The 15,453-nt window shown below is 68.6% G+C and carries 14 protein-coding genes; 7 read left to right on the plus strand and 7 right to left on the minus strand.

The annotated features are described in order from the left end of the window. The first annotated feature begins 28 nt into the window (after positions 1–28). On the plus strand, positions 29–718 hold the full coding sequence (locus tag E0H45_RS17975; RefSeq protein ID WP_131338690.1) for a TetR/AcrR family transcriptional regulator C-terminal domain-containing protein: 690 nt from the start codon (positions 29–31) through the stop codon (positions 716–718). A 9-nt stretch (positions 719–727) separates the two neighbouring features. Here the strand turns inward: E0H45_RS17975 and E0H45_RS17980 are convergent, their stop codons facing one another. Beyond that, on the minus strand, positions 728–3,424 hold the full coding sequence (locus E0H45_RS17980; protein ID WP_131338691.1) for a bifunctional acetate--CoA ligase family protein/GNAT family N-acetyltransferase: 2,697 nt from the start codon (positions 3,422–3,424) through the stop codon (positions 728–730). Between the two features lie 183 nt (positions 3,425–3,607). Here E0H45_RS17980 and E0H45_RS17985 point away from each other — a divergent pair, with 183 nt between their 5' ends. Together E0H45_RS17985 and E0H45_RS17990 are read left to right on the plus strand one after the other, a co-directional pair. Continuing rightward, on the plus strand, positions 3,608–5,986 hold the full coding sequence (locus tag E0H45_RS17985) for a phosphoketolase family protein (protein ID WP_131338693.1): 2,379 nt from the start codon (positions 3,608–3,610) through the stop codon (positions 5,984–5,986). After that, positions 5,983–6,786, plus strand: coding sequence for a universal stress protein (locus E0H45_RS17990; RefSeq protein ID WP_131338695.1), 804 nt, complete (start codon positions 5,983–5,985; stop codon positions 6,784–6,786). Before E0H45_RS17985 ends, E0H45_RS17990 begins: the two co-directional genes overlap by 4 nt. Here the strand turns inward: E0H45_RS17990 and E0H45_RS17995 are convergent. Further along, positions 6,783–7,433, minus strand: coding sequence for a response regulator (locus E0H45_RS17995; RefSeq protein WP_131338697.1), 651 nt, complete (start codon positions 7,431–7,433; stop codon positions 6,783–6,785). The genes E0H45_RS17990 and E0H45_RS17995 overlap by 4 nt on opposite strands. Before the next feature lie 249 nt (positions 7,434–7,682). On the opposite strand from E0H45_RS17995, the gene E0H45_RS18000 reads away from it, so the two are divergent. Next, a complete protein-coding gene (locus E0H45_RS18000; protein WP_131338698.1) occupies positions 7,683–8,321 on the plus strand; it encodes a helix-turn-helix domain-containing protein in 639 nt (212 codons plus the stop codon). An 82-nt stretch (positions 8,322–8,403) separates the two neighbouring features. Here E0H45_RS18000 and E0H45_RS18005 read toward each other — a convergent pair whose 3' ends face one another. Continuing rightward, on the minus strand, positions 8,404–8,646 hold the full coding sequence (locus E0H45_RS18005; protein WP_131338700.1) for an SHOCT domain-containing protein: 243 nt from the start codon (positions 8,644–8,646) through the stop codon (positions 8,404–8,406). A gap of 13 nt (positions 8,647–8,659) precedes the next feature. Beyond that, a complete protein-coding gene (locus tag E0H45_RS18010) occupies positions 8,660–9,208 on the minus strand; it encodes a flavodoxin family protein (protein WP_202872379.1) in 549 nt (182 codons plus the stop codon). Between the two features lie 256 nt (positions 9,209–9,464). Here E0H45_RS18010 and E0H45_RS18015 point away from each other — a divergent pair, with 256 nt between their 5' ends. Both E0H45_RS18015 and E0H45_RS18020 read left to right on the plus strand, forming a co-directional pair. After that, positions 9,465–10,433 carry an Acg family FMN-binding oxidoreductase gene (locus E0H45_RS18015; RefSeq protein ID WP_131338702.1) on the plus strand — a complete coding sequence of 323 codons (969 nt, stop codon included), beginning with the start codon at positions 9,465–9,467 and terminating at the stop codon, positions 10,431–10,433. 20 nt (positions 10,434–10,453) lie between these two features. Continuing rightward, complete coding sequence (locus E0H45_RS18020; RefSeq protein ID WP_131338704.1) at positions 10,454–11,329, plus strand: universal stress protein; 876 nt, start codon at positions 10,454–10,456, stop codon at positions 11,327–11,329. A 57-nt stretch (positions 11,330–11,386) separates the two neighbouring features. Here E0H45_RS18020 and E0H45_RS18025 read toward each other — a convergent pair whose 3' ends face one another. Further along, a complete protein-coding gene (locus E0H45_RS18025) occupies positions 11,387–12,436 on the minus strand; it encodes a zinc-dependent alcohol dehydrogenase family protein (RefSeq protein WP_131338706.1) in 1,050 nt (349 codons plus the stop codon). Between the two features lie 172 nt (positions 12,437–12,608). Between E0H45_RS18025 and E0H45_RS18030 the strand changes: the two genes are divergently transcribed. Then, positions 12,609–13,475, plus strand: coding sequence for a universal stress protein (locus tag E0H45_RS18030; RefSeq protein WP_131338708.1), 867 nt, complete (start codon positions 12,609–12,611; stop codon positions 13,473–13,475). A gap of 95 nt (positions 13,476–13,570) precedes the next feature. On the opposite strand, the gene E0H45_RS18035 is transcribed toward E0H45_RS18030, so the two are convergent. Beyond that, positions 13,571–14,419 (minus strand): universal stress protein, encoded by an 849-nt coding sequence (locus E0H45_RS18035; protein ID WP_131338710.1) that lies wholly within the window; start codon positions 14,417–14,419, stop codon positions 13,571–13,573. A gap of 34 nt (positions 14,420–14,453) precedes the next feature. Continuing rightward, positions 14,454–15,443: a PEP/pyruvate-binding domain-containing protein gene (locus E0H45_RS18040; protein ID WP_131338711.1), complete on the minus strand. Its 990-nt coding sequence runs from the start codon at positions 15,441–15,443 to the stop codon at positions 14,454–14,456. Positions 15,444–15,453: the final 10 nt, after the last annotated feature.

The raw sequence follows: 15,453 nt of genomic DNA on the forward strand, positions 1-15,453 counted from the left end.
CCGGTGAGCAGCGACGAAGAGGAGCGAGATGTCCGAACGCTCGGCAGGCAGCCGCTCGGAACGTCCCCGACTCAGCCGGGAACGCGTCCTGTGGGGCGCCGTCGCGGTGGCCGACGGGGGCGGTATCGACGCCCTGACGATCCGCTCGCTGTCCAACAGCCTGGGCGTGAAGCCGATGTCGGTCTACTACTACGTCGCCAACAAGGACGAGATCCTCGACGGCATCGTCGACCTCGTGTTCAGCGAGATCGAGCTGCCCACGCCCGGAGGGGACTGGCGTGCGGAGATCCGCCGGCGAGCCGACTCGGCCCGTCGCGTGTTGCGGGCCCATCCGTGGGCGATCGGGCTGATGGAGTCACGCACCAGTCCGGGCCCGGCGACACTGCGCCACCACGACGCCGTCATCGCCACCCTGCGTGCCGCCGGCTTCTCTCCCCCGCTGACCGCCCACGCCTACGCCCTGCTCGACAGCTACACGTACGGGTTCGCGCTCCAGGAGGTCGGTCTGCCCTTCGAGGGCTCGGACACCGTCGGCGACATCGCCGAGCCGATCATGGACAGATTCTCCACCGGCGAGTACCCGCACCTCGTGGAGATGGCGACCGGCTACTACCTCCAGCCCGGATACAACTTCGGCGACGAATTCGAGTGGGGCCTCAACCTGATCCTCGACGCCCTCGCCGGCGCAATCCGCCAGGAGCGCCGCAACGCGGTGTAGCCGTGCTGATCAGGAATCGTCGCCCCGCAGGTGTCGGCCGTACCAGTCGGGCTCGGGGGGCGTCGGGGTCAGGCGTATCCGCACGTCGACCGCGAATGCGCCGGACGGGGCGGCCATCAACGGGTTGATGTCCAGTTCGGCGAGCTCGGGCACCACGTTCGCCAGCCACGCGATCCGGTGGATGACACTCAAGACTGCGTCTTGGTCAGCGGCTTGCGCACCGCGGTATCCCGCAAGCACCGGGGCGCAACGCAGCGAGTGCAGCATGTCGAGCGCATCCAGATCGGTGAGCGGCAACCCGCGCCACTGACGATCAGCCAGTACGTCGGTCAGCACGCCACCGCTGCCGGCCATCACCAACGGCCCGAACAGCCGATCCCGCACCACACCGATCGCCAACTCGGTCCCCTTCGGCGCCATCGCCTGAACCAGCACTCGTGGATCCCCAGCAGCCGATGTGATCTCCTCGTACGCCTTGCCGAGCTGAACCGCATTCGCCAACCCAACCCGTACACCGCCGATATCGGTCTTGTGCAGTACGCCGGGCGCCGCCGTCTTCACCGCGACCGGATACCCAGCCGCCGCGATCGCCTCGGCCTGAGATGCCGCGGTCACGACCGGAATCACAGACACACCCGCACACCGCAGCAGTTGACTCGCTTGCCGCGGATCCAGCCATCGACCCTCGGGCGACTCCCGAAAGAACCGTTGGACCACCCCACGAGCGCCTGCCGCGTCCACCTGAGCCAGCACCGGTACGACGCCCTGCGGCCGCGCGCGCCATTCGGCGTACCGAACCGCCTGGGCCAGCGCACGGACCGCACTCTCCGGGAACGGGAACACCGGCAGCCGCCGCCCGTCCGGCAACGCGATCTCCGGAGCAGCGTGCCTCGACCCGACGCAGTTCACGACGATCGGAAGCCCTGCAGCGTCACCGGCGGCGGCGATCGCGTCGTAGATCTCGTCGACGTTGCCGGCGCGCGTCACGGCGTAGTTCACCACCATGCTGTCGACCTCACTGCTCGCCAGCAGCACCCGCAGGGCTTCCTGCAAGCTGGAGGGCGATGCTGCCGCACCGAGGTCGACGGGGTTCGCCGTACCCACCGCCCCGACCGCAGCGAGCTGCTCCTGGACGTCCGCGCTCAGCTCCGGCAGTTCCAGACCGAGACGCGCAGCGGCATCGGCCGCGAGGATGCCCGCGCCACCTGCGTTGCCCACGACCGCGACCCGACGACCACGCGGCAACGGCGGCACCGCGAGTACCCGGGCCGTTTCCACCAGTTCCTCCACGGTGTCCATCCGCAGTACGCCGGACTGCGCGAGCAGCGCGTCGACGGCAGTCTCCGGAGTCGCGGCGGCCGCGGTGTGCGACGCACCGGCCCGGCGACCACCGATCGAGCGCCCGCCCTTGACGACCAGGATCGGCTTCGTCCGGCCGATCATCCGGGCCAGACCGCCGAACTTCCGCGGGTTCCCGAACGACTCCAGGTACAGCCCGATCACTGCGGTCCGCGGATCGCCCCACCAGTGCAGCAGTACGTCGTTGCCGCTGACATCGACCTTGTTGCCGAGGGAGACGAACTCCGAGATCCCCAGACCGGTCCGGCCGGCATGCTCCAGCACCGCGATACCGACCGCACCGGACTGCGCCGCGATGGCAAGCGCACCAGGCATCGGCGAGACCTCCGCGAAAGTCGCGTTCAGGCGCACCTCCGGTGCCGTGTTCACCAGGCCGAGACAGTTCGGCCCGATCAGCCGGATGCTGTGCCGACGGGCGATCTCCAGAAGCTCTCGCTGCAGTTCGCGGCCGCTCGTCCCGAGCTCGGAGAACCCTGACGTCAGCACGACCGCGCCGCCGACCCCGCACTTGCCGCACTCCGCGAGCACGTCCAGCACCTGCTCGGCCGGAACGGCGATGACCGCGAGATCGACCGTGGACGGCACCGCCGAGATCGACGGGTACGCCGGCACCTCCGCGACCTCGCCGACGTGCGGATTCACGGCGTACACCGAGCCGGTGAAGCGACCCCTGACGATGTTGTGCAACAGCTCATGGCCGATGCCGCCGGGCCGGCGGCCGGCGCCGATCACCGCGACCGTCCGGGGCGAGAACAGTCGTCGCAACGAGCGGTTCTCGGCCGCTCGCTCCCGATCAGCCATCTTCTCGAGTGTCAGTGGGTGGTACGCGGTGTCGAGCACCAGCTCGACAACCCCGCTGTCGAGCTTGCGGACCTGCTCGAAGCCCGAGTCGGCCAGCACCCGCAGCATCTTGCCGTTCTCGCCCAGCGTGTCGGCCCGCAGTCGCTCGATGCCGTTCTCGCGGGCGGTGGCGGCCAGCTGCTCGAGCAGCAACGTCCCGATCCCCCGGCCGTGGACCGAGTCCTGGAGCAGGAAGGCCATCTCGGCCTCACCCGCCCGGAGCGTCTCGTAGCTCGCGATCCCGACCACGTCGTCGCCGTACTCCGCGACCAGCGCCACGTGATCGCCGTGGTCAGCGGCCAGGTGGTGCGTGTACTCGTCGGCCATGTGCCGGCTGATGCCGAAGAAGCGGAGGTAGATCGACTCGTCGGACACTCGCTGGTTCATGGCCTCCAGAGCCGGCTCGTCGTCCTCACGCACCGGCCGGATCCGTACCACGGACCCGTCTGCCGCCAGCACGTCCCAGCCTGCTCGAGGCCGGGCGTCCGGCTGCTCGATCGCCGTCATGACAGCTCCCCTTCCGACACCCCACCAGCTCACCGCAGCGCAGGTCCGCGGAGCCAGTGCCGTTGGGTCCCGGGCCGTCGGGACCTTTGCCCCTAGGACGTGACCGGCGGCAACCGCGAGGCTGAGGACCATGGATCGACCTGACGCGGTCGCAGCCGTACTCGACCTCTCGGAGGACAACTCGTGCACGAACTCACCGGAAAGCCCCTGTCCGACGAGGAAGTCGCAGATCTCGACGCGTATTGGCGTGCGGCGAACTACCTGTCCGTCGGCCAGATCTACCTACTCGGGAACCCGCTCCTGACCGATCCGCTGCAGGCCGAGCACATCAAGCCGCGGCTCCTCGGTCACTGGGGTACGACGCCTGGTCTGAACATGCTCTACGCCCACCTCAACCGGGTGATCCGTCGCCGCGACCTGTCCATGATGTACGTCATCGGCCCCGGTCACGGCGGACCTGCGATTGCCGCGAACACCTGGCTCGAGGGCAGCTACAGCGACACCTACCCGGATGTCTCGCGCGACGCGGCCGGCATGGCCCGGCTGTTCCGTCAGTTCTCCTTCCCGGGCGGCATCCCGAGCCACGTGGCGCCCGAGCTGCCGGGTTCGATCCACGAGGGCGGCGAGCTGGGCTATTCGCTCAGCCATGCGTACGGCGCCGTACTGGACAACCCCGACCTGGTCGTCGCCTGCGTGATCGGCGACGGCGAGGCCGAGACCGGTCCACTGGCCGCCTCGTGGCACTCGAACAAGTTCCTCGACCCGAGGACGGACGGCGCGGTGCTGCCGATCCTGCATCTCAACGGGTACAAGATCGCCAACCCGGCGGTCCTCGCGCGGATCGGTGACGACGAGCTGACCCGCCTGCTCGAGGGGTACGGGTACCGGCCGTATCTGGTCGACGGCGAGGAGCCCGAGCACGTCCACCAGGCGCTCGCGCTCACCCTCGACCAGGCGCTCGACGACATCATGGCGATCCAGACCGAGGCACGTTCGCAGCAGGACGTGCCGCGCAGGCCATGGCCGGTGATCGTGCTGCGCACTCCCAAGGGCTGGACGGGTCCGCGCGAGGTCGACGGCCTACCGGTGGAAGGAACGTGGCGGTCGCACCAGGTACCGCTAGCCGGCGTCCGCACGTCCCCGGAGCATCTGCGGATGCTCGAGGACTGGCTACGCAGCTATCGGCCGGAGGAGCTGTTCGACGCCGAGGGTCGGCCGGTGGAGCGCCTGCTGCGGCAGGTGCCCACGTCCGAGCAGCGAATGGGTTCGAGTCCGCACAGCAACGGCGGGCTGCTCCGGCGTGACCTCGATCTCCCCACGGTTGCGGAGTACGCCGTACCCGTCGAAAGTCCTGGCGCGTCCGAACACGAGCCGACCCGCGTCCTCGGCTACTACCTGCGCGACGTCATGCGCGCCAGCCTGCCGTACCGCAACTTCCGGGTCTTCGGGCCGGACGAGACCGCTTCCAACCGGCTGGGCGCACTGTACGACGTGACCGGCAAGGCCTGGAACGCCGAGGTTCTCCCGACCGACGAGCATCTGGCGGTTGACGGGCGGGTGATGGAGATCCTCAGCGAGCACACCTGTCAGGGCTGGTTGGAGGGCTACCTGCTGACCGGGCGGCATGGGTGGTTCTCCTGCTACGAGGCGTTCGTACACATCGTCGACTCGATGGTCAACCAGCACGCGAAGTGGCTGAAGGTCACCCGCGCACTCCCCTGGCGCCGGCCGATCTCGTCCCTGAACTACCTGCTCACCTCGCACGTCTGGCAGCAGGACCACAACGGGTTCTCGCACCAGGATCCCGGGTTCATCGATCACGTGGTGAACAAGAAGGCCGAAGTCATCCGCGTCTACCTTCCGCCGGACACGAACACCCTGTTGGCAACCGCCGACCACTGTCTGCGCAGCAAGCACTACATCAACGTCATCGTCGCGGGGAAGCAACTGCAGGCCGACTGGCTCGATCCCGAGGCCGCCCAGCTGCATTGCGCGCGAGGAGCCGGCGTGTGGGAGTTCGCGAGCAACGACGAGGGTGAACCGGATGTGGTGATGGCGTGCGCGGGCGACGTACCGACGCTGGAGACTCTCGCGGCGGCCAGCCTGCTGCGAGAGCACCTGCCCTCGTTGAAGATCCGGGTCGTCAACGTGGTCGACCTGATGCGTCTGCAGCCGGCCGGCGAGCATCCCCACGGCATGCCCGACGCCGACTTCGACGCACTGTTCACGACGGACAAGCCGATCATCTTCGCGTACCACGGCTACCCCTGGCTGATCCACCGGCTGACCTATCGGCGGACGAACCACGACAACCTGCACGTCCGCGGATACAAGGAGGAAGGCACCACCACGACGCCGTTCGACATGGTGGTGCGCAACGACCTCGACCGGTTCCACCTCGCGCTCGACGTGATCGACCGCGTGCCAGGACTCGGCCAGCGTGCCGCCGACGTACGTCAGTGGCTGGTCGACCAGCGGGCGCGCCACCACGAGTACATCCTCGAGCACGGCGAAGACCTGCCCGAGATCCGGAACTGGCACTGGCAGAGCGGGCCGGCATGACTGGAAGAGTTGTCGTAGGCATCGATGGTCGACCCGATTGCGAGAACGCGATCCGCTGGGGCGCGGCCGAGGCCGCAGCGCGCGGAGTCGGGCTCGATCTGGTGCACGCGTTCGTGTGGGCCGAGTTCCGGGTTCCGCTCGGGCCGAGCGACCTGGCGCCGGGGCTTCGCGCCCAGGCCGACCAGATCGTGGCGGAGGCCGTCGCGTTGGCGCGCAAGTTCGAGCCCGGCGTGCCGGTGACAGGCAGCCAGGTGGACGGCTTCCCGTCCGCCGTACTCCACGCGGAGTCGCGGACCGCCGACCTGATCGTGCTCGGCAGTCGCGTGACAGGACGCCTGCTCGGGTTGGTGGTCAGCTCGGCCAGCATCGAGCTCTCCGCCCACGCGCACTGCCCAGTGGTCGTCGTACGGCCCGGTGACGACGCACTCGTCGGGAGCAGGGTTGTGATCGGGTACGACGGCTCGTCGCCCGCCGACGCCGCAGTCGAGTTCGGGCTGGCCTACGCCCGCCGTCACGAGCTCTCGGCCCGGATCGTCGCGGTCCTGGACGACGCCGATGACGACGACCAGGATCTGCTCGCGGCGATCCGTCCACACGCTCATGAGGCCGAGATCGTCGAAGTGACCGGGCATCCGTCGGAGCTGCTGCTCGAATGGTCCGCCGACGCACAACTGCTCGTCGTAGGTTCGCGAGGCCGCGGCGGCTTCGCCGGCCTGCTACTCGGTTCCGTCAGCCAAACCATGCTCCACCAGGCACCCTGCCCGGTCGCGGTCATCCCGCATGTAGCCGTCGAGAGCTAGCCGCGCTGGTTCCGCTCGTGCTCGACAGCGAACACGGCGGCCTCGGTACGGCGCTCCAAGTTCAGCTTGCGCAGCAGCGAGGACACGTAGTTCTTGACCGTCTTCTCGGCCAGGAACAACGACTGCGCGATCTGACGGTTCGTCTTGCCCTCGGCGATCTCGGCGAGGATCCGGCGCTCCTGCTCCGTCAACGACGCGTACCTAGGGTCCTCGGCGGCGACCGGATGGCGCAGACGCTCCAGCACCTTCGCGGTCATGCTCGGATCCAGCAACGATTCCCCGGCCGCGAGGCGACGTACGGCATCGATCAACGCCTGACCGTGAATCTGCTTCAGCAGGTACCCGGCGGCGCCTGCCATGATCGCGGTGAACAACGCCTCGTCGTCGGAGAACGACGTCAGCATCAGGCAGGCCGGCGGATCGTCCATCTGCGACCGGACCTCCCGGCACACGCTGATCCCGTCGCCGTCGGGCAGCCGTACGTCGAGAACCGCGACATCCGGCCGTACGGCGGGAATCCGGGCAATCGCCTCCGCTGCAGTCGCGGCGTCACCGACTACCTCGATGTCCGGCTCCGCGTCGAGCAGCTGGTGCAGGCCCAGCCGCACCACCTCGTGGTCGTCGAGCAGAAACACCTTGATCGCCATCGTGAAACTCCTTAGCCAGTTCTCGCCCCGGCCCGCCGGTACGGGGCCGCACCAGCATCCCGCGCTCTCCACGCTACTCGCCAGGGACCACGGTCCCGCCTTGCACGGGACCTTCGGCGGCCTCCGGCAACCACATTCCGTCCGCACGACCTGCCGTACGGCCCGATCGCCGGTGACTTCGGGCCCTGCCCGCGCCCGCCGTACGGCTGATTGTCTGGAACGGACAGCCCGACAGGAAGGCAGACTCCGATGGACGCAGAGACGCGCGACCGCCGTAACGACCTCGGCACGCGGATCCGGCACCGCCGGCAGGCCCTCGGTCTGACGATCGCCGAAGTCTCCGATCGCACCGGGCTGGAGTCGGGCCGCCTCGACCACATCGAGACGCGCCCGTTCGCACTCACCGGGGCCGAGCTCGTCCGGCTGGCGCACGCCCTGGACCTGACCGTCACCGATCTCACCGCCGACCGGCCCAAAGCAGCCCGGCGAGCACCCGCGGCCCCCGTACTCGACCCGATGCGCAAGGAAGAGTGCCGGCGGCTGATCGAGGCCGGCAGCGTCGGACGGATCGCGTACGACGGTGTCGACGGTCTGGTCGTGATCCCGGTGAACTACTGCACGCTCGGCGAGCTGATCGTGTTCCGGACCGCCGCCGACAGCGCGGTCGCGCAGTACGACCTGGCACCGATCGTGTTCGAGCTGGACGTCGTGGACGAGGGCATGCACAACGGCTGGAGCGTCATGGTCAACGGCACGGTCCGCCCGGCCCTCGACACGGAGATCGAATCGGTCCACGACCGCGTAGAGCCCTGGGCCGGCGGCACCCGCGACACCTACATGACCATCGACCCCCACCGCACCACCGGCCGCCGCATCCGCTCCTGGTAGCCGACGGGTCTGAGCACTTTGAGAACCCACCAACCATTTTCGCGGCGGCGAGATGGTTGGTGGGTTCTCAAAGTGCGGCTTGTCAGACGTCGAGATGGTGTTCGCGTAGGCGGGCTCGGGCTTCGTCGAACTCCTCGTGGGTGATGTCGCCGGCGGCGAAGCGACGCTCGAGGATGTCGAGCGGGGACGGGAGGCTGGGTGGAGGTTGCCGCCGCGGCTGCCGGATCATCCGCACCGCAGCCCAACCCGCACCGCCAACTGCAAGAACCCACAGCACAAGCACGGTCACGGACCAGAACACCGCTCCCGCCATCGAATGCATCATGACGCCACTCCCCTCACGCGACCTTCACGGACCCGGTCAGCAGACGGCCGAGCTCCGCGCCCCAACGCTCAGCGCGCTCGATCTCGACGTCCCGGATCGGACCGGTCGTGTCGTTCACGAAGAAGCTCTCGGATGTGGTGAGCATCCGATACCCCATCCGGCGCAGCAGTTTCGCCGCCGACCGCGCCGCCGATCCCGGCAACCGCCGTACCTTGGCGATCCGGGTGTCGAAGGTTGCCACTCGCAACGTCTTCACCCGATCTGCAGCAGGTGGTTTCAGCGCGGCCATCCACTCGCGGATGCCGACCTCGACCGGCGTCACCAGACCGCCTTGTTTCCAGGCCTCCTGACGGGTCGACAGCCGGCTCATCGAGAACGCGTGAGTCGGTCCTCCGACAACCAGCAGCCGTACGTCGGCCGGCACCACATCAGGCGCCTGGTTCACCGGCACCGTTTCGGCCGGAACGTACGGGCGCAATCCGTCCCGGACCGCCCGCGCAATCCGCTCGGTGTTACCGAACATCGACTCGTACACAATCAGCGCACGCACACTCTCGGACATGACCTCACCTCTGCATCAACGACTCGGTTCACCGCAGCCACGGGTACTTGCGAACGAAGTCCAGGCTGCTCCACCACCTTGAACGTCTGACACTTCGATCGTCTGATGTCGCCGCGATGTCCGGCAGAGCCGTTGTCACCTCTGATTCAGGAGTCGAACGGCCCGTCTGACCCGGGACGTCTGCCGCTGTCCGTCGCTCGGCAACACGGAGACGCTGGAATCGGGCGGAACGTCCGCCGCCAGAGAGGGCTGCATCATGAACGCCGTACTGACCGACGACGAGGTAGACGTCCTGCTCACGGCCGCGGCTCACGCGCCGTCGATGTACAACACGCAGCCCTGGCGGTTCGAGGTGCACGGACCGGTCATCGACATACTGGCCGACGAAGAGCGTCTTCTCCCCATCGCCGACCCGGCCGGGCGCGGCGCCTGCATCGCGATCGGCGCAGCGGCCTTCAACCTCCGCGTGGCCGCCGCCGTCCTCGGCCACAAGTCGCGCCTCGTGGTGAACCCGGATCCCGCCCTTCCCGAGGTCGTGGCCAGGCTGTTCCTCGACGACCGCAACACGCCCGTCCCGGAGCTCGGGAAGCTGTACGCCGAAGTGTCCGAGCGGCACACCTACCGTGGACCATTGCTCGACGTCCCGATCCCGCGACCGGTGCAACGCCACCTCGACGACGCCGCGCGCCGCGAGGGCGCCAAGTTGCACTGGCTCGGCTCGACGGCGATGTCGCAGCTCGCCGAACTACAACGCCAGACCGATGCCGCCGATCTCGTCGACGAAGACCGTCTGCACGAACGGCTGCGCTGGATCGGCGGAGACCCGTCGGGCGACGGAATCCCAGCAGACACTCTCGGTCCGCTCCCGGCGCGCCCAGCCTTCGTGCGCGACCTGTCGCTCGGCTTGGACACCAGCCACCGCGACCGGGTCGAGTACGAGACCCATCCGGCGATCGCCGTACTCAGCACCGAGGACGAGGACAGCGCGGGCTGGATCGGGGCAGGTGTCGCGCTCCAGCGAGTGCTCCTCGTGGCCACGTCGTACGACTTGACGGCCTCGTTCCTCAATCAAGTCCTCGAACGCCCGGCAGATCGCGCTCGCGTGCGGGAGCTGATTGGCGGCCGGTCCTGGCCGCAGATGGTTCTCCGGGTCGGTTATCCGGCCCAGCCGGCCAGCCACACATCCCGGCTGGACTGGCGCAGTTCCTTCGACCAGTGGTTCTGAAACACACAGGAGGTCACATCATGTCGACACAGCTCGCCCCGATCGTGATCGGGTACGACGGCTCGCGAGGTAGCCGGTCCGCGTTGCAATGGGCCGCCGTCACGGCGTACCGCGCGATGGCCCCGCTCCGGATCGTCGAGGCCTTCGAGATCGTCATCCTCACCCGTCCGTCGCCCGGCCACATCGTTCCGCTGGACGCGGTCCGAACGGCACGCCAGAAGGGCCTCGACCAGGTGGCCGACGACATCCGCACGCAGTACCCCGACCTGCGGGTCGAAACCAGCCTCGTCGGCGGCTCCGCTTCGAAGACCTTGGTCGAGGCGGCGCAGGATGCCCGGCTCGTGGTCATCGGATCCCGCGGACTCGGCGGCTGGAGCGGGCTGATGGTCGGCTCGGTCGCCGTGCAGGTGACCACGCATGCGAATTGCCCGGTCGTCGTCGTACCGCACGACCTGCGGGCACGTGCGCACGAAGGGCCGACCGTGGTGGTCGGTGTCGACGGTTCCAAGGTCTCGGCGAAGGCCATCGACTTCGCCTTCGACCAGGCCGAGTCGCTGCACGCCAAGGTGGTCGCCGTGCACGCGTGGACCAGTCCGTTCCTCACGTACGCCGACGGCGCGTCGATGCTGCAGTTCGACGAGGAGAAGGTCCGCGAGGAGGCCCGCCTGCTGGTCGCCGAGTCCGTGGCCGGCGCGGCGGCCGAGCACCCGGACGTCGAGTGGTCGACCGAGCTGGCCATGGGCTCCGCGGCACAGGCGTTGGTACAGCGCTCCGAGTCCGCCGACCTGCTCGTCGTGGGTTCCCGCGGCCGAGGTGGGTTCACCGGACTGCTCATTGGATCCGTCGGCCAGAGCGCTCTGCACCACACGCACTGCCCGATCGCCATCGTCCACTGAGCACGAAAGAGAGCCGCGGTCCACGACGTCGCGTCGTGGACCGCGGCTCTCTCGTGCTCAGAACCCTTGCTCGCCGAACAGTGCGACCTTCAGCGCTCCCGTGGTGGCCGGCGACGAGAACACGTCGTACGCGTCCTGCATCTCGTCGAGGCCGAAGCGGTGGGTGATCAGACCGGGCAGCTGCAACCGACCGGCCGCCAGCATCGACAGCAGGCGCGGCGTGGAGTACGTGTCGACCAGACCCGTGGTGATCGTGACGTTCTTGATCCACAGGTCCTCCAGGTGCAGCGTCGCCGGTGCGCCGTGCACACCGACGTTCGCGACCGTGCCGCCCGGACGTACGACGCGCGTGCACAGCTCGAACGTCTCCGGTAGGCCGACCGCCTCGATCGCCACGTCGGCGCCCAGACCACCGGTCAGCTCGCGGACCTGCGCCTCGACGTCCTCGTCCGGCCCCATCGCCAGATCCGCACCACGCTCGAGCGCCGCCTTACGCCGTGAGTCCGCGGCGTCGACGACGACGACCCGCGACGGCGTGAACAGCTTGCTCGTCGCCAGCGCTGCCAGCCCGATCGGCCCCGCGCCGACGATCACCACGGTGTCGCCGGGGGAGACCTTGCCGTTGAGTACGCCGACCTCGTACGACGTCGGCAGGATGTCAGCGAGCAACACCGCCTCCTCGTTGCTGACGTTGTCCGGCAGCTTGTACACCGACCGGTCGGCGAACGGCACACGTACCTGCTCAGCCTGGGTGCCGTCGATCAAGTGACCGAGGATCCAGCCGCCGCCCCCGAGGCACTGGCCGTAGTGACCCTGCCGGCAGTACTCGCACCGCCCACAGGCTGTGATGCACGAGATCAGCACGCGGTCACCGATCGCGACGCCCCGGACGCCGGTGCCGACAGCCGTGATCGTGCCGACCGCCTCATGCCCGAGGATCCGCCCCGGCTGAACCGTCGGCACATCACCTTTCAGGATGTGCAGATCGGTGCCGCAGATCGTCGCCGCGTCGACGCGCACGATCGCGTCCTCGGGATCCTGGATCACCGGGTCCGGCACCTCGTGCCAGCTCCGCTGCCCGGGACCGTTGTAGACCAATGCCTTCATCACGAACCTCCCTGAACGAGACCTTCCACTCTCGACTCTCGTCCGCTTGACCGCCCGTGACAGCGGCCGAACAGCACCTGTGCACCGGGACCTTCGGTGCTCCGCTTCGGGACCTTCCGTCCTGCCCGCACCGGCTCGGGCCGACTTGACTGGAGGTGCCGGAGGAGGTGCGATGACCAACGAACTGCCCGTACTGGTAGGAATCGACGGATCCCGCGACGGTCTGATCGCGTTGACCTGGGCAACGGCGTACGCCGAACTGCACCAGGCACCGCTCCACGCCGTGTACGTCCTCGACGACGAAGGCGAAGTAGGCGGCGGCCCGCCACCCACCGAAGCCGACGACGGCAGCGAAGTCCTCGACGACGCCCTGCAAGAGCTCGGGCGGCTGGGATTCCGCGACGCGTCGCTCGAGGTCCGCCACGGCCATCCGGCACAGACCCTCCTCGAGCTCTCCGAACGGTCCTTCGCCCTGGTCGTCGGCCGGCGCGGCATGGGCGGCTTCGCCGAACTAGTACTCGGCTCCACCTCCCAGGCCTGCACGGCGCTGGCCACGAAGGTCCCCCTGATCGTCGTCCCCGACACCTGGGACCCCGCGGGACCCCCACACCAGCGGATCGTGGTCGGCATCGACGGATCGGTGGAGAGTCAGGACGGACTCCGCTTCGCCTTCGAACTCGCGGCCGCGACCGGCGCGGAGATCCTCGGCGTCCACGCGACCGAGGTTCGGCAGACCCACCCGGACCCCAACAACTGGTTCGACCCGGCCAGGCAGCCGTGGATCGAGACCTCCGACGACCTACTGACGGAGGCCCTCGAAGGCTGGATCGCGAAGTGCCCGGATGTCGCCGTCCAGCACCGCGGCGTCGCTGACCATCCGGTTCTCGTCCTGGCCCGCGAGTCCCGGGACGCCGACCTGGTGGTGGTCGGCGGCCTCGGCCGTACGGCGTTCTCCGAACTACGGATGGGCTCGGTGGCCCGCGGCCTGCTCCACCACTCGCACTGCCCGGTCGCCGTCGTACACCACCCGGAGTCCTGACCTGGACCACGTCGGCCGCCGGACCTGCCAGTACAGGTTGTTAGTAGAAGACTCCGTCCGGAGTGCGTGCTGTGAGACGGTCAGGAAGTTGCGCATCATGACTGCTCGTGCCGGCGGACGATCGCGACAGGCGAGTCCGCGTGGTGCAGAAGGCTCTGGCTGACGGACCCCATCAGCAGGCCGGCGACGCCGCCACGGCCGCGCGAGCCGACGACGACCAGCGAGGCGGTTTTCGACAGCTTGATCAATCGCGTACTGGCTCGTCCCTCGGCAACGGAAGCGCGTACGTCGACCATCGGGTACTTGTCCCGGTACGCCGCGAGACTCTCGGCGAGCCAGGTCTTCAGCAGTGCATTGGCGCCGGCCACCGACGCCGCGTGCTCCGCCTGCGGCTGCCAGCAGTACACGACCCGCAGCGGCTGTCCGCTCCGCGATGCCTCCTCGAACCCGAACAGCACTGCGTCCTCGGAGTCAGGCGAACCGTCCGTGCCGACGACGATCGGTCCGGTACGGCGTTCGCCGCGCACTACGACCACCGGACACGGAGCCTTGGCCGCGACCGCCGTCGCCACAGAGCCGAGCACCGCAGCCGACATCCTGCTCCGCGACCGTGAGCCGACTACGACCATCTCGGCCCCGTCGGCCTCCAACAGGAGCGCGTCCGACGGATCCTCGGCAGCCAGCCACCCGGACCCACCCTCGTACCCGAGCCGGTCACGGGCGAACTGCACCGCCTCGTCGAGCTCGTGCTGCAACGCACCCAGCGGCATCGCCGCCGGCACGTAGCCGGTCATGCTCACCGCGGGCCACTGCTTGAGTTCGTCCAGGTAGGCCCGCACCACCCGTACCGGCAGATCGCGCCGCTGCGCCGCGTCGACGGCCCAGCGCAGCGCGATCTGTGCCTCAGGCGTGTTGTCGACACCGACGAGGATGTACTTCGTCATCACTCCGATTCCCTTCGTACGTCGAACCTCGCGGTCACCAGTGCCGTGCCGCCGAGGGTTCGAGGACGGATTGGCCGCGCGCGGAGATCGTCACCGCAGGCGCCGCACCCGGCCGGACTTCGACCACGCAGAGCTCGCCGGATCGTCCGTCCTTCGCCCAGTCGAGCGTCGTCGGACGACGGAAGTGTTTGTCCGCCACGACCGACCACTGGGCGAGTTCCTGAAGCTCCTCGTCGGTCAGCACGAGGGCGGCGCGTTCGGCGGGCGTCGTCGGAACAGTCCGCGTACCGCGCCGCTCGGCGTACACGGTCTTGATCACTTTGGCGCCGCGGTGCCGCACGATCATCGGCCGCGCGCCCGGGTGGACCGAGTACTGGTCGGCGTCAGCTCCTTCGCCGAGACCCCACGAGGCGCGAACCCGGACGAAGGTGTTCTCGCTGCGGGCCGTGCCCGAGCCACCGAGGTCTGCCCGCACCATCCGCTGCACGGTCACCGGCATCACGACCTTCAGGTGGTCGATCCCCTCGGCCTCGCGGTTGCCAACGGCAACAGTGCTGTAGAGCGACGCGAAGCAGCGCCGGCAGGCAGCGAGTACGTCGTCTCCTGTGGTGAGATGCAGGAAGAACTCGTCCTGTACGTCGTCCGCGGACGTCACCGGACTGCAGCGGACCGCGACCTCTGTGCCGTCACCACCGAGTTCCTGGTAGGCGCCCAGGATCTCGTCGATCACCACAGCGGGCATCGACGCGTCCCGGAAGGCCGAACGGATCTCTGCCGCAGCCACGACCGGGTCGCGACCGGCGCGGAACCTGCGGATCTCCTGCGCGATCGTCGGATCGAGACCCGCGTCGTGGACGAATTCGCGGTACGCCGCAGCGGTCACCACGAACCCCTCGGGGACGCGGATGCCTTCACGCGCAAGCTCGGCCAGCCGGGCTGCCTTCACACCGATCTGCTCCGGATCAACGTCCGCCTCGAACCGCATCGGTTCACCGTCGAGTCGTACGACGTACTCGCTGTTCATCTCATCCTCC

The organism is Kribbella soli (assembly GCF_004331345.1).
Classification (GTDB): Bacteria; Actinomycetota; Actinomycetes; order Propionibacteriales; family Kribbellaceae; genus Kribbella; species Kribbella soli.